The 18,930-nt window shown below is 43.2% G+C and carries 19 protein-coding genes and 2 tRNA genes; all 21 read right to left on the reverse strand.

Annotated elements, in window-relative coordinates; all coding sequences use genetic code 11:
* Positions 1-2 precede the first annotated feature (2 nt).
* Positions 3-353: a 50S ribosomal protein L22 gene (gene rplV / locus EHR07_RS17825; RefSeq protein WP_135746401.1), complete on the reverse strand. Its 351-nt coding sequence runs from the start codon at positions 351-353 to the stop codon at positions 3-5.
* A gap of 8 nt (positions 354-361) precedes the next feature.
* Entirely contained in the window at positions 362-640 is a 279-nt protein-coding gene (rpsS, locus tag EHR07_RS17830) for a 30S ribosomal protein S19 (protein ID WP_100743125.1), read from the reverse strand.
* 13 nt (positions 641-653) lie between these two features.
* The gene (rplB, locus tag EHR07_RS17835) at positions 654-1,490 is read right to left on the reverse strand and encodes a 50S ribosomal protein L2 (protein ID WP_135746402.1); all 837 of its coding nucleotides are present in this window, start codon (positions 1,488-1,490) and stop codon (positions 654-656) included.
* A gap of 2 nt (positions 1,491-1,492) precedes the next feature.
* Positions 1,493-1,798 (reverse strand): 50S ribosomal protein L23, encoded by a 306-nt coding sequence (locus tag EHR07_RS17840; protein WP_100790764.1) that lies wholly within the window; start codon positions 1,796-1,798, stop codon positions 1,493-1,495.
* Between the two features lie 4 nt (positions 1,799-1,802).
* Positions 1,803-2,438, reverse strand: a complete 636-nt coding sequence (gene rplD / locus EHR07_RS17845) for a 50S ribosomal protein L4 (protein WP_135659756.1) — start codon at positions 2,436-2,438, stop codon at positions 1,803-1,805.
* A 15-nt stretch (positions 2,439-2,453) separates the two neighbouring features.
* Complete coding sequence (gene rplC, locus EHR07_RS17850; protein WP_002974191.1) at positions 2,454-3,077, reverse strand: 50S ribosomal protein L3; 624 nt, start codon at positions 3,075-3,077, stop codon at positions 2,454-2,456.
* An 11-nt stretch (positions 3,078-3,088) separates the two neighbouring features.
* Positions 3,089-3,397: a 30S ribosomal protein S10 gene (gene rpsJ / locus EHR07_RS17855; protein ID WP_108973166.1), complete on the reverse strand. Its 309-nt coding sequence runs from the start codon at positions 3,395-3,397 to the stop codon at positions 3,089-3,091.
* Between the two features lie 5 nt (positions 3,398-3,402).
* Entirely contained in the window at positions 3,403-4,608 is a 1,206-nt protein-coding gene (gene tuf, locus EHR07_RS17860) for an elongation factor Tu (protein WP_002974170.1), read from the reverse strand.
* 49 nt (positions 4,609-4,657) lie between these two features.
* A complete protein-coding gene (locus EHR07_RS17865) occupies positions 4,658-6,604 on the reverse strand; it encodes an elongation factor G-like protein (protein ID WP_135746403.1) in 1,947 nt (648 codons plus the stop codon).
* A 73-nt stretch (positions 6,605-6,677) separates the two neighbouring features.
* Positions 6,678-7,151: a 30S ribosomal protein S7 gene (gene rpsG, locus EHR07_RS17870; protein ID WP_015678186.1), complete on the reverse strand. Its 474-nt coding sequence runs from the start codon at positions 7,149-7,151 to the stop codon at positions 6,678-6,680.
* Positions 7,152-7,165: 14 nt separating this feature from the next.
* Positions 7,166-7,540: a 30S ribosomal protein S12 gene (gene rpsL, locus EHR07_RS17875; protein WP_135569107.1), complete on the reverse strand. Its 375-nt coding sequence runs from the start codon at positions 7,538-7,540 to the stop codon at positions 7,166-7,168.
* A 148-nt stretch (positions 7,541-7,688) separates the two neighbouring features.
* Complete coding sequence (gene rpoC / locus EHR07_RS17880; protein ID WP_135746404.1) at positions 7,689-11,990, reverse strand: DNA-directed RNA polymerase subunit beta'; 4,302 nt, start codon at positions 11,988-11,990, stop codon at positions 7,689-7,691.
* A 14-nt stretch (positions 11,991-12,004) separates the two neighbouring features.
* Positions 12,005-15,691 carry a DNA-directed RNA polymerase subunit beta gene (rpoB, locus tag EHR07_RS17885; RefSeq protein WP_135746405.1) on the reverse strand — a complete coding sequence of 1,229 codons (3,687 nt, stop codon included), beginning with the start codon at positions 15,689-15,691 and terminating at the stop codon, positions 12,005-12,007.
* Positions 15,692-15,816: 125 nt separating this feature from the next.
* A complete protein-coding gene (gene rplL / locus EHR07_RS17890) occupies positions 15,817-16,200 on the reverse strand; it encodes a 50S ribosomal protein L7/L12 (protein ID WP_004783509.1) in 384 nt (127 codons plus the stop codon).
* Between the two features lie 36 nt (positions 16,201-16,236).
* On the reverse strand, positions 16,237-16,770 hold the full coding sequence (rplJ, locus tag EHR07_RS17895; RefSeq protein ID WP_135580121.1) for a 50S ribosomal protein L10: 534 nt from the start codon (positions 16,768-16,770) through the stop codon (positions 16,237-16,239).
* A gap of 12 nt (positions 16,771-16,782) precedes the next feature.
* Complete coding sequence (gene rplA, locus EHR07_RS17900; protein WP_004783789.1) at positions 16,783-17,475, reverse strand: 50S ribosomal protein L1; 693 nt, start codon at positions 17,473-17,475, stop codon at positions 16,783-16,785.
* A 25-nt stretch (positions 17,476-17,500) separates the two neighbouring features.
* A complete protein-coding gene (rplK, locus tag EHR07_RS17905; RefSeq protein WP_135746406.1) occupies positions 17,501-17,926 on the reverse strand; it encodes a 50S ribosomal protein L11 in 426 nt (141 codons plus the stop codon).
* 39 nt (positions 17,927-17,965) lie between these two features.
* A complete protein-coding gene (nusG, locus tag EHR07_RS17910; protein WP_135746407.1) occupies positions 17,966-18,520 on the reverse strand; it encodes a transcription termination/antitermination protein NusG in 555 nt (184 codons plus the stop codon).
* A gap of 8 nt (positions 18,521-18,528) precedes the next feature.
* Positions 18,529-18,717 (reverse strand): preprotein translocase subunit SecE, encoded by a 189-nt coding sequence (secE, locus tag EHR07_RS17915; protein ID WP_002973751.1) that lies wholly within the window; start codon positions 18,715-18,717, stop codon positions 18,529-18,531.
* A 39-nt stretch (positions 18,718-18,756) separates the two neighbouring features.
* Positions 18,757-18,830, reverse strand: a tRNA-Trp gene (locus tag EHR07_RS17920).
* Positions 18,831-18,835: 5 nt separating this feature from the next.
* Positions 18,836-18,907: transfer RNA gene (locus EHR07_RS17925), tRNA-Thr, on the reverse strand.
* Between the last annotated feature and the right edge of the window lie 23 nt (positions 18,908-18,930).

Below are 18,930 nucleotides of genomic sequence, written 5' to 3' on the forward strand. Positions count from 1 at the left end.
AATTAGTTAACCTTCTTTTCGATTTCAGATACGACAACAGTGATGTGGCTTAGGCGTTTACGGATCCTAGAAGCACGACCACGTGCTCTTGGGCGGAAACGTTTCATGATAGGGCCGTCGTCCACATAGATTTTTTTAACATAAAGTGAACTTGGATCCAAACTTTCATTCATTTGTACTGCGTTCGCAACTGCCGAGTTTAACAAGTTGATGATCATTGAACTTGCCGCTTTGTTTGTAAAACGTAAGATATCAATCGCTTCTTTGTAATCGTATCCACGAACTTCATCAGCAACCAGGCGAGCTTTTCTGGCAGAAATTCTGAGGTGTTTTCCTACTGCTTTTGCTTCCATCTCTCTACCTATTTCTTCGCTACTTTTTTGTCTCCACCATGACCTTTGAAGGTTCTAGTGGGAGCAAATTCACCGAGTTTGTGACCGATCATGTTTTCATTCACATAAACAGGAACAAACGCTTTGCCATTATGAATCATGACTGTATGACCAATCATATCTGGATAAATGGTACTTCTTCTTGACCAAGACTTGAAGGGAGTTTTTTTCCCTTCAGAGTTTAGGCTCGTAATTTTTTTCATGAGGTGGTCGTCAATGAACGGACCTTTTTTTAAGCTTCTAGCCATGATTATCTAGATCCTACCTATTCCTGTTTTTCTTACGTCTTTGGACAATAAAACGGTCAGACGGTCTAGTCTTACGTGTTTTAAATCCTTTCGTAGGTTTACCCCAAGGAGTCACAGGGTGACGACCTCCGGAAGTTCTACCTTCACCACCACCGAGTGGGTGGTCCACAGGGTTCATAACGACCCCTCTTACTTTCGGTCTTTTTCCTAACCAACGGTTACGTCCCGCTTTTCCAATGATGACCAAGTTATGGTCTTTGTTGGAAAGTTCTCCGATCGTTGCTAAACACTCTTTACGCACTTTTCGGATTTCCGAAGAAGGGAGTTTGAGAGACACATAGTCACCGTCTTTAGCGGAGATCACAGCAAAAGAACCTGCTGTGCGTGCGATTTGACCGCCTTTTCCGATATGTAGTTCAATGTTGTGAACGTTAGTTCCAGCAGGGATTTTATCTAAAGGAAGTGTATTTCCTAGTTTGATCTCTGCATTGGCACCAGATTCAATTTTGTCCCCAACTTTCAGACCGTTAGGAGCTAAAATGTATCGGTATTCCCCATCTGCATAACAGATAAGTGCAATGAATGCCGAACGGTTTGGATCGTATTCAATTGTTTTTACAGTTGCAGGGATTCCAAATTTATTACGTTTGAAATCGATGATACGGAACTTTCTTTTGTTACGTCCACCTTTGCGTCTAACAGCAATACGTCCCTTATTATCACGACCTGCCTTGTAAGAGAAATTGGCAGTGAGAGGTTTATAAGGAACCACTTCTGTGATTTCTTTGAAATCTAAAACGGAATAATACCGGCTAGACTGTGTTGTGGGTTTAAGTTTTCTAATTCCCATAATTAAACCTTAGCAAAATCCAAATTTGCTCCGTCAGCAAAGGTCACTACGGCTTTTTTGTAGTGAGGTCTTGGGGACGGCATGTTTCTAAAACGTTTCATTTTCCCACGGTAAACGGCTACGTTTACATTTGTTGGAACTACGTTATACATTTGTTTCAGAGCCTGTTTGATCAAAGTTTTGTTCGCATCCGGGTGGACTTTGAACGTATACTTGACAGTTCTTTTTCCCATACGTTCTCCAATTGTTTGAAGGTCTTGCGACTTTTCTGTAACAACCGGTGATAAGATTACATTCTCTAGGTTCACTGTCTTATCCTTTCTTAGAATACTGAGCCTGAAGCTCTTTTAAAGCGCTTTCAGAGATTACTAAATTGTTATTATAGAGGATGTCTCGGCAAACGACTCGTTTGCTGTTCACATATTTGAGGTTCTCTATATTGCGAGTGGATTTTTTGAGGAATTGGTTTTCACCAGATACCACAAAACCCACGTTACCCTTCTCTGCAATTTCCATGTTCTTCAAAATGTTGTAGATGGACTTTGTAGAGTAAGAAGAAGGTTCTACGTCTTCTATGATCGCGATTCTGTTTTCTTCTGCCTTTTTGTTAAGGATGGAGAGAACAGCCTTTTTCTTAACGCTGCGTGACAAGTTAGAGGAATAATCTCTTGGTTTTGGTCCATGAATGATACCACCACCAACGAAATGTGGAGCTCTGATGGATCCTTGTCTTGCACGACCAGTTCCTTTTTGAGCCCAAGGTTTGATTCCCCCACCGCGAACTTCGGAACGATCCTTAGTAGAATGTGTTCCTTGTCTATTGTTCGCATTTTCAGCTTTAACCGCATCATAGATGGCTCCAAGCGAAATGCCGGTAGCAAATAATTCTGCCGGAAGTTCAACTTCGCTTACGAATACGCCTTCTTTATTGTATTTACGCGCTTTCATGTTCTACCTATCTATTTATCCGATTTTTTCTATCGTAACGATACCGCGTTCCCTTCCTGGAACCGGACCGGATACAAATACCAAGTTGGCGTCTGCATCAATTTTTACTACTTTCAGGTTTCGAACAGTGCTCTGTTCAGAACCCATTCTTCCACCCATCTTCAAACCCTTGAACACACGTCCAGGAGTTGTATTAGAACCAATCGAACCAGGATGTCTTTGGAATCTGGAACCGTGTCCAGCAGGACCACCGGCAAAACCGTGGCGTTTTACAACACCTTGTGTTCCCTTTCCCTTAGATGTTCCGGTCACTTTCACCGTGTCGTTTAAAGCAAACACATCAGCGAGTTTTACCTCAGCACCAACAGCTACATCTTCAAAACCTTTGAATTCAATCAGAGTTTTTTTAGGAGCGGCAATGTTAGCTTTTTTGATGTGTCCAACTTCGGCCTTCGTCATGTGTTTTTCCTTGGCATCACCAAATGCTAGTTGAACCGCTTCGTAGCCGTCGTTTGCAGATGTTTTTACCTGGGACACAAAACAAGGACCCACGCGTAAAACGGTTACAGTAACCATCTTACCTTCGTTATTGAATATGTGGGCCATGCCCAATTTTTCGCCGATTAAACCTTTAGCCATGGATCCTATCCTTAGGATTTAATATCTACGGAAACTCCAGCAGGGAGTTGAAGCTTCATCAGGGCTTCTACCGTATCTTCATTCGTATTTAAAATATCGATGAGTCTCTTATGAGTTCTCATTTCAAATTGTTCTCTAGCTTTTTTATTCACGTGCGGAGAACGTAATACCGTGTAGATTTCTTTTTTCGTTGGAAGTGGGATTGGACCGGAGACAGTAGCTCCGGTCCTCTTCGCAGTCGCAACGATTTCATAGGTTGATTGGTCAATCAACCTATGATCGAAAGCTTTTAACTTAACGCGAATTCTTTGTCCAGCCATTGCGATTACTCAACGATCTCCGCAACAACACCAGAACCAATCGTTCTTCCACCCTCACGGATAGCGAACTTCAAACCTTGGTCCATAGCAATTGGGTGGATAAGTTCGATTGACATCGTAACGTTATCTCCCGGCATAACCATCTCCATTCCACCAGGAAGGTTACAAACACCAGTGATGTCTGTAGTTCTGAAATAGAATTGAGGACGGTAGTTGTTAAAGAATGGAGTATGACGTCCACCTTCGTCTTTTGTAAGAACGTAAACTTCTGCTTTAAATTTTCTATGTGGAGTGATTGTACCCGGTTTCGCAAGAACTTGACCTCTTTCGATGTCTTCTTTTTTAGTTCCGCGAAGAAGAGCACCAATGTTGTCTCCAGCTTCTGCTTGATCGAGTAGTTTACGGAACATCTCAATACCAGTAACAACTGATTTAGATGTATCACGGATACCAACGATTTCGATCTCGTCGTTGATCTTAAGAACCCCTTGCTCCACACGACCAGTTGCAACAGTTCCACGACCAGTGATTGAGAATACGTCCTCAACTGGCATAAGGAAAGGTTTATCAACAATACGTGTAGGGTTTGGAACGTAAGTATCAACAGCTTCCATAAGTTTCAAAATGGATTTCATTCCTAGGTCGGAATCTTCACCTTCAAGAGCTTTTAATGCAGAACCAGAGATGAAAGGTGTTTTATCACCAGGAAAGTTGTATTTGTTAAGAAGGTCTTTGATTTCCTCTTTAACCATCTCAACCATATCGTCTCTCTCATCAGCAGCGAGCATGTCCGCTTTGTTTAAGTAAACCACGATGTAAGGAACCCCTACTTGGCGAGCAAGAAGGATGTGTTCTTTCGTTTGTGGCATTGCACCGTCAGTAGCAGATACTACGAGAATCGCAGCGTCCATCTGAGCAGCACCAGTAATCATGTTTTTAACATAGTCCGCGTGTCCCGGGCAATCTACGTGTGCGTAGTGACGGTTTGGAGTTTCATACTCCTGGTGAGACGTTGCAATAGTAATCCCACGAGCCTTTTCTTCGGGCGCGTTGTCGATTTGGTCGTAAGCAATCGCTTTGTTTTTTCCACCCACTAACTTTGCAAGCGTCGTTGTGATCGCTGCTGTAAGGGTTGTTTTACCGTGGTCAACGTGACCAATTGTTCCGATGTTTAAGTGTGGTTTTGAACGGTCAAATTTTTCTTTAGCCATTGTTAGAATCTACTCCTCAATCGTGGTGCAAGACCCGATCCTCGGTTCTTTACTCCTTTAAAAATGCATGAAATTCATAGGTAAAAGCAGTCCTTTCCCAAGAAATGCCGATGCCTTTGGTCATGTTTCTAAGAGCCCCTGAAAAGCCAAGCAGGTTTTGGGCCGGTGCATTGGCTTTTAAGTGACTCTTCCCTGCCACAGCCTCAAAGATGGAGATCACCTTAGCGTTTCTGCGACTTAGATCAGAAAGAACTACACCTAAGTGGTCTGCGTCCACCATCACTTCTACTTCTGTGAGGGGTCCGACCAAATATGTGTTTGAAGAAAACAATTCCTTTACGCCCGCAAGTATCGCTACTTTCAAAAGCGTTAAAGTGGTTTGCAAATCTCCCTTCGGTATCTCATACGAGAGAACACGAAACTTGAGACCTACAACTTCCTCTCCGTAAAACCCGTGTAAGCAGGCCTCCATAAAGGATGTTTCTATCGAATTTTTTACTTCTTCCGGAAGACTTACCTCGAAGGCAATATGCTTCGAAAAATCGGCAGTATCTTCCAGGACTGCGATGAGCGCGCCGCTTGATTTTTGGTCTTCAAAGGCACGATGCTCTAGGGCAACCTTATGAGACATTTTTTTAAGAAGCTCTAATTTGGCAATGTTTATCGAACTAAAATTGAGTTTTTTTTCGGTTCTCTCGGTGATTCGTCGGATTCCGATTTCTAAATGAAGCTCTCCTCTGCCAAGAAGTACTAACTGACCGGTCTCTTCTTTCTTATGGACTTGGTATCCTGGATCTTCCCATACCAATTCCTCCAGGCGACATAACCAAAACTCTTTGTCGGTGGATTCTTCTGGTTCCAAAACTACAGAAAAAGGACTAGGTGTTTTTTCGGAAAATAGGCCGACCTCTTTGGAGTTCCGTTCCGAAGCACGAGCCACAGTTTGGCCAGGAAGTAAAACTAAGCCTTTCTGGTTTTTTAGTAAAACCAGTTTTCCCTGATTTAACTCGGAAATTTCCTCTTCGGATTCTGGATCCAAAAATTGAAAGATGGAGCCTCTAGGTTCTATTTCTATAGCTGAACCGGATTGGTTTGCCTCTAACTTCGGAGCGTTTTTTTTCCAAATTGCCTCAACCTCCGCAAGATGGATATTTTTTGTAGGATACACAACCGCATACCTTCCCACCCCTTCGGCTGACCTTCTGGAAAGAACAAGAAGTGGAAGAGAGGAATCACCAAAGTTTTCTGGTTCCTTGGGTTCTACCCAAAGAACTAAGTCTAGAAGTTCCCGAACCCCTTCCCCCGTTTTTGCAGAACCTCCATACACTGGATAAAGTTTTCCAAAACGAGGTCCACCTTGCAATCCAACCAAGGAATAATCAGTTTGGCCAGAAGGGTCATTCCAAGAAGACAAAAGAATTTCATCATTCCAAGCCACGAGCTCTTCCCCTACCGTTTTCGGAAAATGCCCAGGGGTATTTAGGTAGTATTCTAATTTTCCCTCTGGATTCTTTTGGAAAAGAGAAACGGGGGCACCACCTAAAATTTCTTCCAAGGAGACCAGGGCATCCAAGTAGTCTTCATCAAAACGGTCGAGTTTGTTGATAAAAAAAACCATAGGCACATTTGCTTTCCGAAGTTCTTCGATCACAAGGCGTGCTTGAGATTGGACCACTGTCCCCGCCTCCAAAACCACAATGGCCGAATCCATCGCTGGCAATAGGTCTGTGACTTGGTTACGAAAATCAATATGACCGGGTGTATCCACAAGTTGGATCTGAAACTTACCAAACTTAGTTTCCCAAGGAATGGAATGAAAAGTCGTACGGATGGAGATCCCCCTTTCGATTTCTTCCTGTAAGGAATCCGATTCGGTGTTTCCATCTTCAATGGAACCAACTGCGGCAATTTTTCCAGACTCGAATAAGATCCGTTCGGTGAGAGTGGTTTTACCCGAATCGATATGTGCAAAAATTCCAACAGTTCGGTATTTCATAATTTTCTATGGTTAAAATAAAAAAGCCAGGCGTAAACCTGGCTTATCAATGTTTGGAATCGAATGATAAAAACTACCAGCGGTAGTGGGAGAATGCCTTGTTGGCGTCTGCCATCTTTCTGATGTCTTCTTTTTTCTTAATCGCAGATCCTGTGCCTTTTTGTGCTTCCATGAATTCTGCAGCCAATTTGTTTTTCATTGACTTTTCGTTTCTTCCACGGCTATATTTGATTAGCCATCTGATACCAAGAGCAAGACGTCTTTCTGGACGAACTTCGATCGGAACTTGGTAAGTTACCCCACCCACACGGCGAGATTTTACTTCTACTTGTGGTTTTGCATTTTCCAATGCTTCTTGGAAAACTGCAAACGGATCTTGTCCTGTTTTTTTAGCAATTACTTCTAACGCATCGTAGAAAACGGCTTCAGCAACACTCTTTTTACCATCTACCATTAGGCAGTTGATAAATTTAGAAATCACTTTGTCATTGTATTTAGGATCGCCTTCGATATGGCGCGGTTCAACTTTTCCTCTTCTTCTAGACATATACCTTTCTCCGATTACGCTTTAGGACGCTTAGCGCCGTATTTTGAACGTCCTTTGCGACGTTTGTCCACACCGAGTGTATCCAGTGTTCCACGAATGATATGATAACGAACCCCTGGTAAATCTTTTACCCTTCCCCCACGGATGAGAACCACGTTGTGTTCTTGGAGGTTGTGACCTTCGCCCGGAATGTAAGCAGTCACTTCAATTCCAGTGGTAAGACGAACCCTTGCTACTTTACGAAGAGCTGAGTTCGGTTTTTTAGGAGTAAAGGTCATTACCCTTGTGCAAACTCCACGTCTTTGTGGGCAAGCCTTAAGGGCAGGAGATTTAGTTCTTTTCTTTTGGTCTTCTCTTCCTCTGCGGATGAGCTGGTTAATTGTAGGCATTCGATTCCTTCTTCTACTTCTCTGTCTTTAAAAAAATAATGACGTTTTCGTCCAAAATTCCAGATAGGGACATTTTGTAAACGAAAACACGATTTTTGTCCCTAGAAACCATCCAATTTGAATGATTTCTAGAAAATTCTACTTTCGGCTAATCGTCATCGTCCTCATCATCGGAGTCGTCAGATTCTTCTTCCAACTCATCCTCATCCTCGTCCTCTTCGGCAACAAGTCTGGAAAGAGTGGCAGTGGAAACTGGAGCCGACTCAGAAAGTTCAGAAACTTCTTCTTCCTCTTCTTCTGATTCTAGATCCCAATCCAAGTCTCCTGGAAGGTCCTTGAAGACTTCGATGTCACGGTATTTTTTCATACCGGTTCCCGCAGGGATCATATGACCGATGATTACGTTCTCTTTGAGTCCCACTAGATTGTCTGTTTTTCCTTTGATGGCCGCATCTGTTAAAACCTTAGTAGTTTCTTGGAAAGATGCTGCTGAGAAATACGACTCAGTGTTTAGAGATGCTTTTGTGAGTCCGAGAAGAACAGGAGTTCCTTGTGCCGGAGATCCCCCTTCTTTTTCCACTCGATCATTTTCTTCATCAAAGAGGAATTTATCCACTTGTTGTTGGTTCACAAAAGATGTGTCCCCACTATCAGTGATAACCACCTTACGTAACATGGAGCGAACCACAACTTCGATGTGTTTATCGTTGATATGCACCCCTTGCAGACGGTAAACTTCTTGAACTTCAGAAACTAAATACTCATGAAGGGCATTTGGTCCTTTAATGGCAAGGATATCATGTGGATCAAAGTTTCCTTCATCCAACTGGTCTCCCCGTTTCACGAAGTCCCCTTGGCGCACACGGATTTGTTTTCCGACAGGGATGGCTACTTTTACTTTTTCTTGTTCTGCTGTTTCTGGAATGATGTAGAGGATACGTTTTTCTTTTACGATTTCCCCTTTGTCTTCGATCTTTCCGTCAATTTCAGCGAGTGTGCAGGCATCTTTCGGACGACGAGCTTCAAAAAGTTCATCTACCCTAGGAAGTCCACCCGTGATATCACGAGTTTTTTCTGCCACTGATGGGATTTTGAAGATGATATCCCCTTCTCTCACTTTGTCTCCATCTTGGAATTGGAGAAGAGCATCCACTGGAACTGAATATTCATCAGAGCCAATGAGAACTTTTGGAACTAATCGGTCTTTCTTTTGTTCTACTACTTTCAAAATGATATTGGAAGTTTTTGGATCCACATCACGACGAACGTTTTTACCGATTTCTAAATCTTCCCATTGGATAGTTCCTGCGGCTTCTGATACTGCCACTTCGTTAAAAGGGTCAAACTCAGCGAGTGCTTTGTTCTCTTCTACGATTTGGCCTTCTTCTGCCTTTAAGATCGTTCCAATTTTGACTGGAATTACAAAATCATCCCCAAGAATGCGAAGAGTGGTTCCTACAAGAGAAACAGTTCCCGCTTGGTCTGAAGTGATTCGCTGTTCTGTTGATTCACCAACTTGGGTCGCAAATACTTCCCCTTTTTCCAATCTTTGTCCATCCACAACACGAACACTGGAAAGTGAATCTGTATTGAATTCTTGGATGAGTCGGTTGACGATGATGGTTCCGCGACGAGCAAATACTTTTGCAGAGTTTGCATTAGTCACAAGACGACCGTTAATTGATTTTACGATAGAACGATAAGGCACTTTATGTTCTCTTTCGGAAATGGTAGCAGATGCCGCACCACCCACGTGGAAGGTTCTCATTGTCAGCTGCGTTCCTGGTTGACCGATGGACTGAGCCGCAATGGTTCCCACCGCTTCCCCAATCTCAGCAGGGACAAGGCGTGCCATGTCCATACCGTAACATTTTGTACAAATTCCGTGGCGAGACCTACAAGTAAGAGGTGATCTTACCTTGATTTTATCGTAACCAAGGTTTTCGATCTGTTGACCAAGTGCTCTTGTAATGAGAGTGTCTTTTGGAAATACCACTTTTTCTGTCACAGGGTCAACTAGGTCTTCTGCAGTATAACGACCGAACACTCTGTCCGCAAGAGAAACAATGACATTTTCCCCTTCTTTTACGATTCCGAGCGTGATGTTTTGTTTCGTTCCGCAATCATCTTCCGATACGATCACATCCTGAGAAATATCCACAAGACGACGAGTGAGGTAACCGGCATCGGCAGTTTTTAACGCCGTATCCGCAAGACCCTTTCTCGCACCATGTGTGGAGATAAAAAATTCTAATACCCCAAGACCTTCTCGGAAGTTGGAACGTATCGCAAGTTCGATGATTTCCCCAGACGGTTTCGCCATAAGGCCCCGCATCCCAGCAAGCTGACGGATCTGTTGTTTGGATCCACGAGCACCAGAAGCTGCCATGACATAAACCGGGTTAAATCCCGCTTGGTCTTTTTCGAGTTCCTTGAACATCCCTTCGGTAATGCGGTCATTGGTTTTGGTCCAAATTTCGATTACTTTTTTACGACGTTCTTCGTTTGTGATGATACCTTTACGGTACTCCATATCCGCTTTTTCCACTTCTTTGTTGGCATCATTTACTAGACCTTCTTTTTGAGGAGAAACTCGGATGTCATCAATCGAGATAGTAGGAGCAAATACAGTCGCGTAACGGTAACCAAGTCGTTTGATCTCATCTAACATCACAACAGTGATCCCTGGTCCAAACTTCTCGTATACGTCTGCAATGATTTTGTTTGTTTCTTTATCACCGAGGGTTCTGTTGATATAAACATACCCTTTTGGCATCACTTGGTTGAAGATAAGTCTTCCCGGTGTGGTTTCGATGATTTTCCCTTCGTGTAGAACGGAGATTTTGGAGCGAATCTCAACTGTTTTTGTTTCAATCGCATACATGACTTCTTCAAGCCCTGTGAAGAATTTACCTTCACCCTTCGCATCTTTTACTTCCGAAGTGAGGTAGTAAATTCCAAGAACGATATCTTGCGTTGGTCCACAAATCGGTTGTCCGTTCGCAGGATTCAAAATGTTATGCGGTGATAACATAAGCATCCAAGTTTCAAGCTGTGCTTTTGGAGCCAGCGGAACGTGGATCGCCATTTGGTCCCCGTCAAAGTCGGCGTTAAACGCGTGACAAACGAGTGGGTGGAGTTTGATTGCCTTTCCTTCTACAAGGACTGGTAAAAATGCTTGGATTCCAAGTCTGTGGAGTGTTGGAGCACGGTTGAGTAACACTGGGTGTTCTTTGACAACGGTTTCCAATACATCAAAAACTTCTTTGTCTTCCGCTTCGATTTTTTTCTTCGCAGATTTGATGTTTGGTGCTAGTTCCAAATCCACAAGGCGCTTCATAATGAATGGTTTGAAAAGTTCCAAAGCCATTTTTTTAGGAAGACCCATTTGGTGGTATTTTAGTTCAGGACCTACAACGATTACGGAACGACCAGAGTAATCTACCCGTTTTCCGAGTAGGTTTTGTCGGAACCGACCTTGTTTTCCTTTGAGCATATCGGAGATCGACTTAAGCGGACGATTTCCTTTTCCTTTTACAGTTCGTTTACGACGGCTGTTATCAAAAAGAGCATCCACTGCTTCTTGTAACATACGTTTTTCGTTACGAACGATGATCTCAGGAGCTTTCAAAGCAAGTAGGCGTTTCAAACGGTTGTTACGGTTAATCACACGACGATACAAATCGTTGAGGTCGGAGGTGGCAAAACGTCCCCCCTCGAGTTGAACCATAGGGCGAAGTTCAGGTGGGATGACCGGAACTACATCCAGAACCATCCACTCAGGGCGGTTTCCGGAATCCCGGAACGCTTCCAAAACTTCCAAACGTTTAAAAATACGTTTGTCAGAGATTTTATTTTTATCTTGGATTTTTTGGCGGATCACACGAGCTTCTGCATCCACATCAATGCGTGCGAGAAGTTCTTTGATGGCGTCCCCACCGATTCCTGCGATAAACTTATCACCGTATTCATCTAAATAATTATGGTATTCATCTTCATCGATGAGTTCCCCTCTGTTCCTTCCGGAATCAGCTGGGTCAATGATCACATACTTCTCAAAGTAAAGAACACTTTTGAGTTGGTTGATCGTCATATCAAGAAGGAGTCCCATACGTGATGGAACCGAACGGTAGTACCAAATATGCGATACTGGAGCCGCAAGTTCAATATGGCCCATTCTCTCACGACGCACTTTGGAGTGAGTTACCTCAACCCCGCATTTGTCGCAAACCACACCCTTATAACGGATGGATTTGAACTTACCGCAGTAACATTCCCAATCCTTTGTGGTTCCAAAGATTTTTTCACAGAAAAGACCATCTCGTTCCGGTTTTAGGGTACGGTAGTTGATCGTTTCAGGTTTTTTCACTTCCCCGAAAGACCACTCTTTGATCCGCTCGGGTGAAGCCAAACGGATCGTAATCGATTCAAAACTATTGTAATTTCTCATACTTTTTCCCTTTCCTAAACGTTTTCAATGGTCTCGAATTTGATTTTCTTTTTGTTTTTCGAGAATTCATCTTCGTAATCAGAGATATCCACTTCCAATCCTTCGGAGTCTTTGATGATGATATCGAGGGCAAGACCTCGGAGTTCCTGCACAAGAACGTTGAATGATTCAGGAATTCCCGGTTTGATCGAGTGGATTCCTTTCACAATCGCTTCGTAAATTCTTGCACGTCCTAACATGTCGTCTGACTTGATGGTGAGTAACTCTTGTAAGGTGTGTGATGCACCATACGCTTCAAGAGCCCAAACTTCCATCTCCCCTAACCTTTGTCCCCCGAACTGTGCTTTACCACCGAGTGGTTGTTGCGTTACGAGTGAGTAAGGTCCAGTAGATCTTGCGTGGATTTTGTCATCCACCAAGTGAGCCAGTTTCAACATGTAAATGTATCCGCAGAATACTTGGTTGATGAATTTTTCTCCCGTTCTTCCGTCGTATAACTGAAATTTGCTGTTTTCCGGTAATCCCGCTTTTTTGCAGAATTCATGAACGTCACCTTCGGTAGCTCCATCAAACACAGGAGTTTCAAAATTGATTCCTAGTTTTTTGGCAGCGAAACCAAGTTGTGTTTCAAAAATCTGACCGAGGTTCATCCTTGAAGGAACCCCTAGTGGGTTTAGCACGATATCAACAGGAGTTCCATCTTCCATGTATGGCATATCTTCTTGTGCCATCACACGGGCAACTACCCCTTTGTTTCCGTGACGACCCGCCATCTTATCACCCACGAGGAGTTTACGTTTACGAGCCACATACACTTTCACCATTTCTTCCACGCCAGCTGCGAGTTCATCGCCTGTTTCCCGGGAATAACGTTTGATATCGATCACAGTTCCTTCAAAACCGTTTGGCATACGAAGAGAGGAATCTCTTACTTCTTTTGCCTTCTCTCCAAAGATGGAGTGTAATAGTTTGTATTCAGGAGTGAGGTCGGTTTCTCCTTTGGGAGTCACCATACCAACCAGGATGTCACCAGGTTTTACTTCTGCACCCACACGAATCACACCTGACTCATCCAAATCACGGAACGCTTTGTCCGAAAGGTTTGGAATGTCACGAGTGATTTGTTCTTGTCCGAGTTTGGTTTCCCGAGCTTGGATTTCGAACTCTTCAATATGGATCGATGAGAAAACATCGTCTTTGATAATTCGTTCTGAAATTAGAATCGCATCCTCAAAGTTGTAACCTTCCCAAGGCATAAATGCCACAAGAACGTTACGTCCGAGAGCCAAGTAACCAGCGTCAGTGGAAGGTCCGTTCGCAAGGACTGTTCCTTTTTGCAGGATTTGTCCAAACTCTCCGTATTTTTCGCCCTTGATCAGCTGTCCCGCAACAGGAGCACCAATTCCTAAGTCTTGGCCTTCCTTCACTACTGCGACAAACTGCACTTCTTCCGAGTGGAAAAGTTCATGAGTTTCTTTTTCACCGTTTGGAGTTGTAATCTCCACACGTTCCTTAGAAACCTTAGCTACCTTACCACCAGTTGTGGTGTGTAACATAGAAACGTTCGGTTTTTGATTAAAACAAGTTCCTTGGTTGGTTTTTTTGAATTTAATGAGTGGGTAATGAACAATCTCTTTGGATTGGTCTTCTTTGATCCAAACACCTGTTGCATCCACTTTAGAAACCACACCGTCTTTTTTGGCAACGATACAAACCCCTGCGTCATAAGCCGCACGAGCTTCCATCCCTGTTCCCACAAAAGGAGCTTCTTCTGTGAGAAGTGGCACCGCTTGGCGTTGCATGTTCGAACCCATTAGGGCGCGGTTCGCATCATCATGTTCTAAGAACGGAATGAGTGCTGTAGAAACCGATACAACTTGGAGTGGAGCCAGATCCATATATTGAATCTCAGATGGACTACGGAAAGGGAAATCCCCTCTATGGCGAGTGGAGATGAGTTTAGAAGTAAATTCTCCCTTCTCATCCACGGTTGAATTGGACTGCGCCATATAGTGGTATTCTTCTTTGTCCGCAGTAAGATATTCTACTTGTTTTTGGACTTTTCCGTTTTTCACAAGGCGGTATGGAGTTTCAATAAACCCATAATCGTTGACCCTTGCAAAACTAGACATGGAAAGAATGAGACCAATGTTTGGACCTTCCGGTGTTTCAATCGGGCACATACGACCATAGTGTGAATAATGAACGTCACGAACCTCAAAACCTGCTCTGTCACGAGAAAGTCCCCCTGGTCCAAGAGCATTTAACCTACGTTTGTGGGTAAGTTCCGCCAAAGGATTGGTTTGGTCCATAAACTGAGATAGTTGCGAAGACCCAAAAAACTCATTGATCACCGCAGTGATCGGTTTGATGGAGATAAGAAGCTGCGGAGTTTGTTGTTCCGGCTCTTGTACTGTCATCCTTTCTTTGATCACTCGTTCCACACGAGAGAATCCAAGTTTCAATTGGTTGGCAATAAGCTCACCCACTGAACGGATCCTTCTGTTTCCTAAGTGGTCAATATCATCTGGATAATAGTTTTCCGCTTCCGACATAAGCATCACAAGGTAACGAACGGTTTCGATAATATCTTGTTTTCTTAAAACTCGGTCTTCTGCTTTTGAGAATTCTTTTGGATTGTTGAATTCGAACTTACTGTTGATTTTATAACGACCCACAATTCCTAAATCAAAAGTTTTAGGAGAGAAAAAGAGCCTTTTTAGTTCTGCTTCTGCATTTTCAATTGTAGAAGGTTCACCCGGACGCATGATGGTGTGAAATTTTTTCACTGCATCTTCGTAGTCGTTCACACCGTCTTTTTCAAGGCAATTGATAAGAACTGGGTTGTCCTTTCCTTTCGGAAATTCAATGACATCCACATCTTTTACCTTCATTTCACGAAGGATGGAGATATTGTCCTCATTGATTTTAGAACCGGCATCGAGCATAACCTCGCCCGTTTCCATGTTGATGATATCAGCGATAGTTCGGCGGCCAATGAGACGTTTGAGGTCTTTTGGATTGGCACCGGCTATTTTCATTTTGCTAGAACCATAGAATAAACGAAGTACTTCTTCGTTAGTTCCCATTCCCATTGCTTTCACAAGAAGGGTTGCTGGGAATTTTTTCTTACGGTCGATTTTGGCAACAAGGATCCCTTTATTGTCCATTTCGAATTCCAACCAAGAACCTCGGTATGGAATCACTCGGGCAGAAAAAGTATCACGCACTTGGTCGTAAGAAAAGAAAATACCAGGGGATCTATGAAGCTGGCTTACCACTACCCTTTCTGCACCATTGATGATGAAAGTTCCGTGGTCTGTCATCACAGGAAGGTCTCCCATGTAGACAACTTGTTCCCGAATCTCTCCGGTATCTTTGATGATGAGTCGAATGACTGCTTTTAGGGGAACGGCAAAAGAAGAATCAGTGTCTTTGCACTCTTGCGGATCGCGTTTCGGCTCTCCCAAGATATAATGGCCATATTCCATGACCATATCGTTGTTTGGTGATTCAATGGGGAAGGACTCACGAAATACTGCTTCCAACCCTTGGTTCAAACGTTTCGTCGGATCTTTCACTTCCGACTGGAGAAACCAATCAAAGGATTTTTTTTGTACGTAGATAAGATTAGGAAGTAAATTGAGGTCGGTAATTTTACCGAAATTTACCCGGTTTCTAATTTGCATTCGGGTATGCATGGAATACTCTCCCTAGAGACAACAAAATAATAGATGATATGATAAACGAAAAAATAGAGGTGGGGACGCCTACGGCCTCCCTGCCTCTAAGTTTTTGAAGACTGGGTTTAAAAATTGGCAACCGATTAACCGGCAGCAGCAACTTCTACTTGAGCCCCAACACCTTCGAGTTTTTTCTTAATATCAGCAGCTTCGTCTTTAGAAACGCCTTCTTTCACTGATTTTCCACCAGCTTCTACAAGCGTTTTCGCATCTGCCAATCCAAGACCAGTGATTTCGCGAACGAGTTTAATAACGTCGATCTTTTTGTCACCGTGTGCTTTCAAGATTACATTGAAAGTTGCAGGCTCTTCAGCAGCAGCTGCGCCACCACCTGCACCCGCAACAGCCGCTACCGCAACCGGTGCAGCAGCAGAAATCCCGAATTTGTCCTCCATCTTTTTCACTAGATCAGCTGCCTGAACTAATGTAAGACTTCCAATTTGTTCTAATAGCGCGTCAACAGACATCCTATATTCTCCTTATCCTACTAATCACTATGATTACTAATTGCCGTTTTTCTCGGCTACAGCATTGATGGCGCGAGCCAATGATGCCATGATTTGATTGATTCCAGACGCAATTTGCGTTGCAGGAGCATTGAGCCCACGCGCCACTTGCGAAAGAAGTTCTTGTTTGGACGGAAGTCCAGCAATCGCCTCTACTCCGGATTTACCCAAAACTTCCCCGTCCATATAGCCGGTTCTGATTTCGAGTTCCTTCTTATCTTTTGCAAAGTCCTTACAAACTTTCGCTACTGCTGGAAGTGCATCCAGAGAGAAAATCGCTGCAAGTGGTCCTTTGTAAACATCCCCAAAGTCAATGGAGTTGTTTTTATGTTCAGAAGACTCTTTTAATGCACGGAGGAATAGGTTGTTTTTAATCACCTTCATCTCCGATCCTTCCTTGCGAAGCTTCGCACGAAGGTTGGACATATCTTCAACAGTTAAACCGCTGTAAGATGCTAAAATAAAGTTAGGTCGTTTTTCCAAACGACTTTTAAGTTCTGCTACTGCTTCAATTTTAGATGGATTTGCCATTGTTCTTACTCGTTATATGTTCGCGTTTACTAGTTCTTTTACATCGACTTTAACGCCGATTCCCATAGTGGCCGCCACAGAGAAAGACTTAAGGTAATCACCCTTCGCATCAGAAGGTTTGTCTTTCATAAGAGCTGCTACGACAGCATTGATATTGTCAGAAAGTTTGTCGTCAGAGAAGGAACATTTTCCCACTCCTAAGTGAACCACTCCCCCTTTGTCAGGGCGGTATTCAATTCGACCGGCTTTGAGTTCTTTAACCGCTTTTGCTACATCAGTAGTTACGGTTCCTGCTTTTGGTTTTGGCATAAGACCTTTACGACCAAGAACTGGACCCAGTTTACCTACTTCCTTCATCATATCAGGAGTAGCCACACAAGCGTCAAAATCAGTCCAACCACCAGAAACTTTTTCGATTAAGTCCATATCACCTACAAAGTCAGCACCAGCTTCCTTTGCTTCGTTTTGTTTGTCTCCTTTGCAGAAAACCAAAACTTTGATCGTTTTTCCAGTTCCGTGTGGAAGAGAGATAGTCCCTCTTACGTTTTGGAGAGATTTATAATTGATTTTAGTCGAAATCTCTAAAGTTCCATCAAATTTGGAAAAACTAGTAGCTTTTGCCAAACCGACTGCTTCACCAAGGGTATAAGCCTTTGTGCGATCGACTTTCTCTTTGAGTTGGATATATTTTTTGCCGCGTTTCATGACTTCGGTTACCGTTTCCTAATGATTACTCGACGTTTACACCCATGGAACGGCAGGTTCCAGCAATGATGTTGATTGCTGCTTCCATATCGTTCGCATTTAGGTCTTCCATCTTAGTTTTTGCAATTTCTTCTAGTTGAGCTCGTTTGATTGTTCCCACTTTTACAGTGTGTGGAGTAGCAGATCCACCTTGGAGACCTAGCGCCTTCATCACAAGAAGAGCAGCTGGAGGAGATTTAGTTACAAATGTAAAACTTCTATCGGAATAAACAGTGATCACCACTGGGAGCTTGAGTCCCATTTGGTTTTTAGATCTTTCATTGAACTGTTTACAAAATTCCATAATATTGAGTCCGGCTTGACCAAGAGCGGGACCTACTGGAGGAGCTGGGTTTGCTTTCCCTGCTTCCACTTGGAGTTTAATTTGTTTTACTACTTTCTTTGCAGCCATCTCGTTTAAAGTTCCTTACTAAAAGTCAATCTATCAGTTCTATTGTTCCGATTTTACTTGGAGGTAATCCAACTCCACAGGAGTAGATCTTCCAAAAATTTCTACACGAACGCGGAGCCTTCCTTTATCAGGAAAAATCTCATCCACAACCCCTGCGAAATTTGCAAACGGACCATCTATAATTTTCAATGTTTCGCCCACTTTGAAAAGGAAACGCGGTCTCGAAACTTCTTCCGATTCCACACTTCCCACATCGCTGAATAAGTTTTTAATTTCATCCAGTGAAAGTGGCTCCGGACCCTTTCCTTTTCCGCCTACAAACGTAGACACAGAAGGTAAGTTCTGGATTTTAAATCGAAGGTCATCGGTCATGTTCATCTCAACGAGAACGTAACCCGGCATGAGTTTTTTCTTTGTGACCTTCTTTTTGCCGTTTTTCATTTCGGCAACTTCCATCGAAGGAATTTTTACCGCAAAAATCTGGTCTTCCAGCTTTTGTTGTTGGACCATCTTTTCAATGTTAGTTTTCACCTTATTCTCGTGACCGGAATAAGTCTGAAGCACATACCATTTTTTATCTAAAGATTCGCCCACTACTTTACCTATGTTCCTAATGCCCAGAACCACTTTAACAGTTTCAGAAAAACAAAATCCGAAGCTGATAAAAATAGGGAAAAGATAAATACTGTAACTAGGACTACAACGGTAGAACTCACTACTTCCTGGCGCGTAGGCCAATGTACTTTTTCAAGTTCTGCTTTACATTCCTGAATGAAACTCGTAGCTTTCATTGATCCTTGTCCTGTTCTCTAATTCTATATTCTGTAGTCTGGCAGGGCTGGAGAGAATCGAACTCCCACCAAGGACTTTGGAGATCCTAGTTCTACCATTAAACTACAGCCCTAAACAAGCCCTCTACCAGGCTTGAACTGGTGACCCCTTCCTTACCATGGAAGTGCTCTACCACTGAGCTAAGAGGGCAAACGTTTCCCACCCAAGCGCGG

The organism is Leptospira bandrabouensis (assembly GCF_004770905.1).
GTDB classification, from domain to species: Bacteria; Spirochaetota; Leptospiria; order Leptospirales; family Leptospiraceae; genus Leptospira_A; species Leptospira_A bandrabouensis.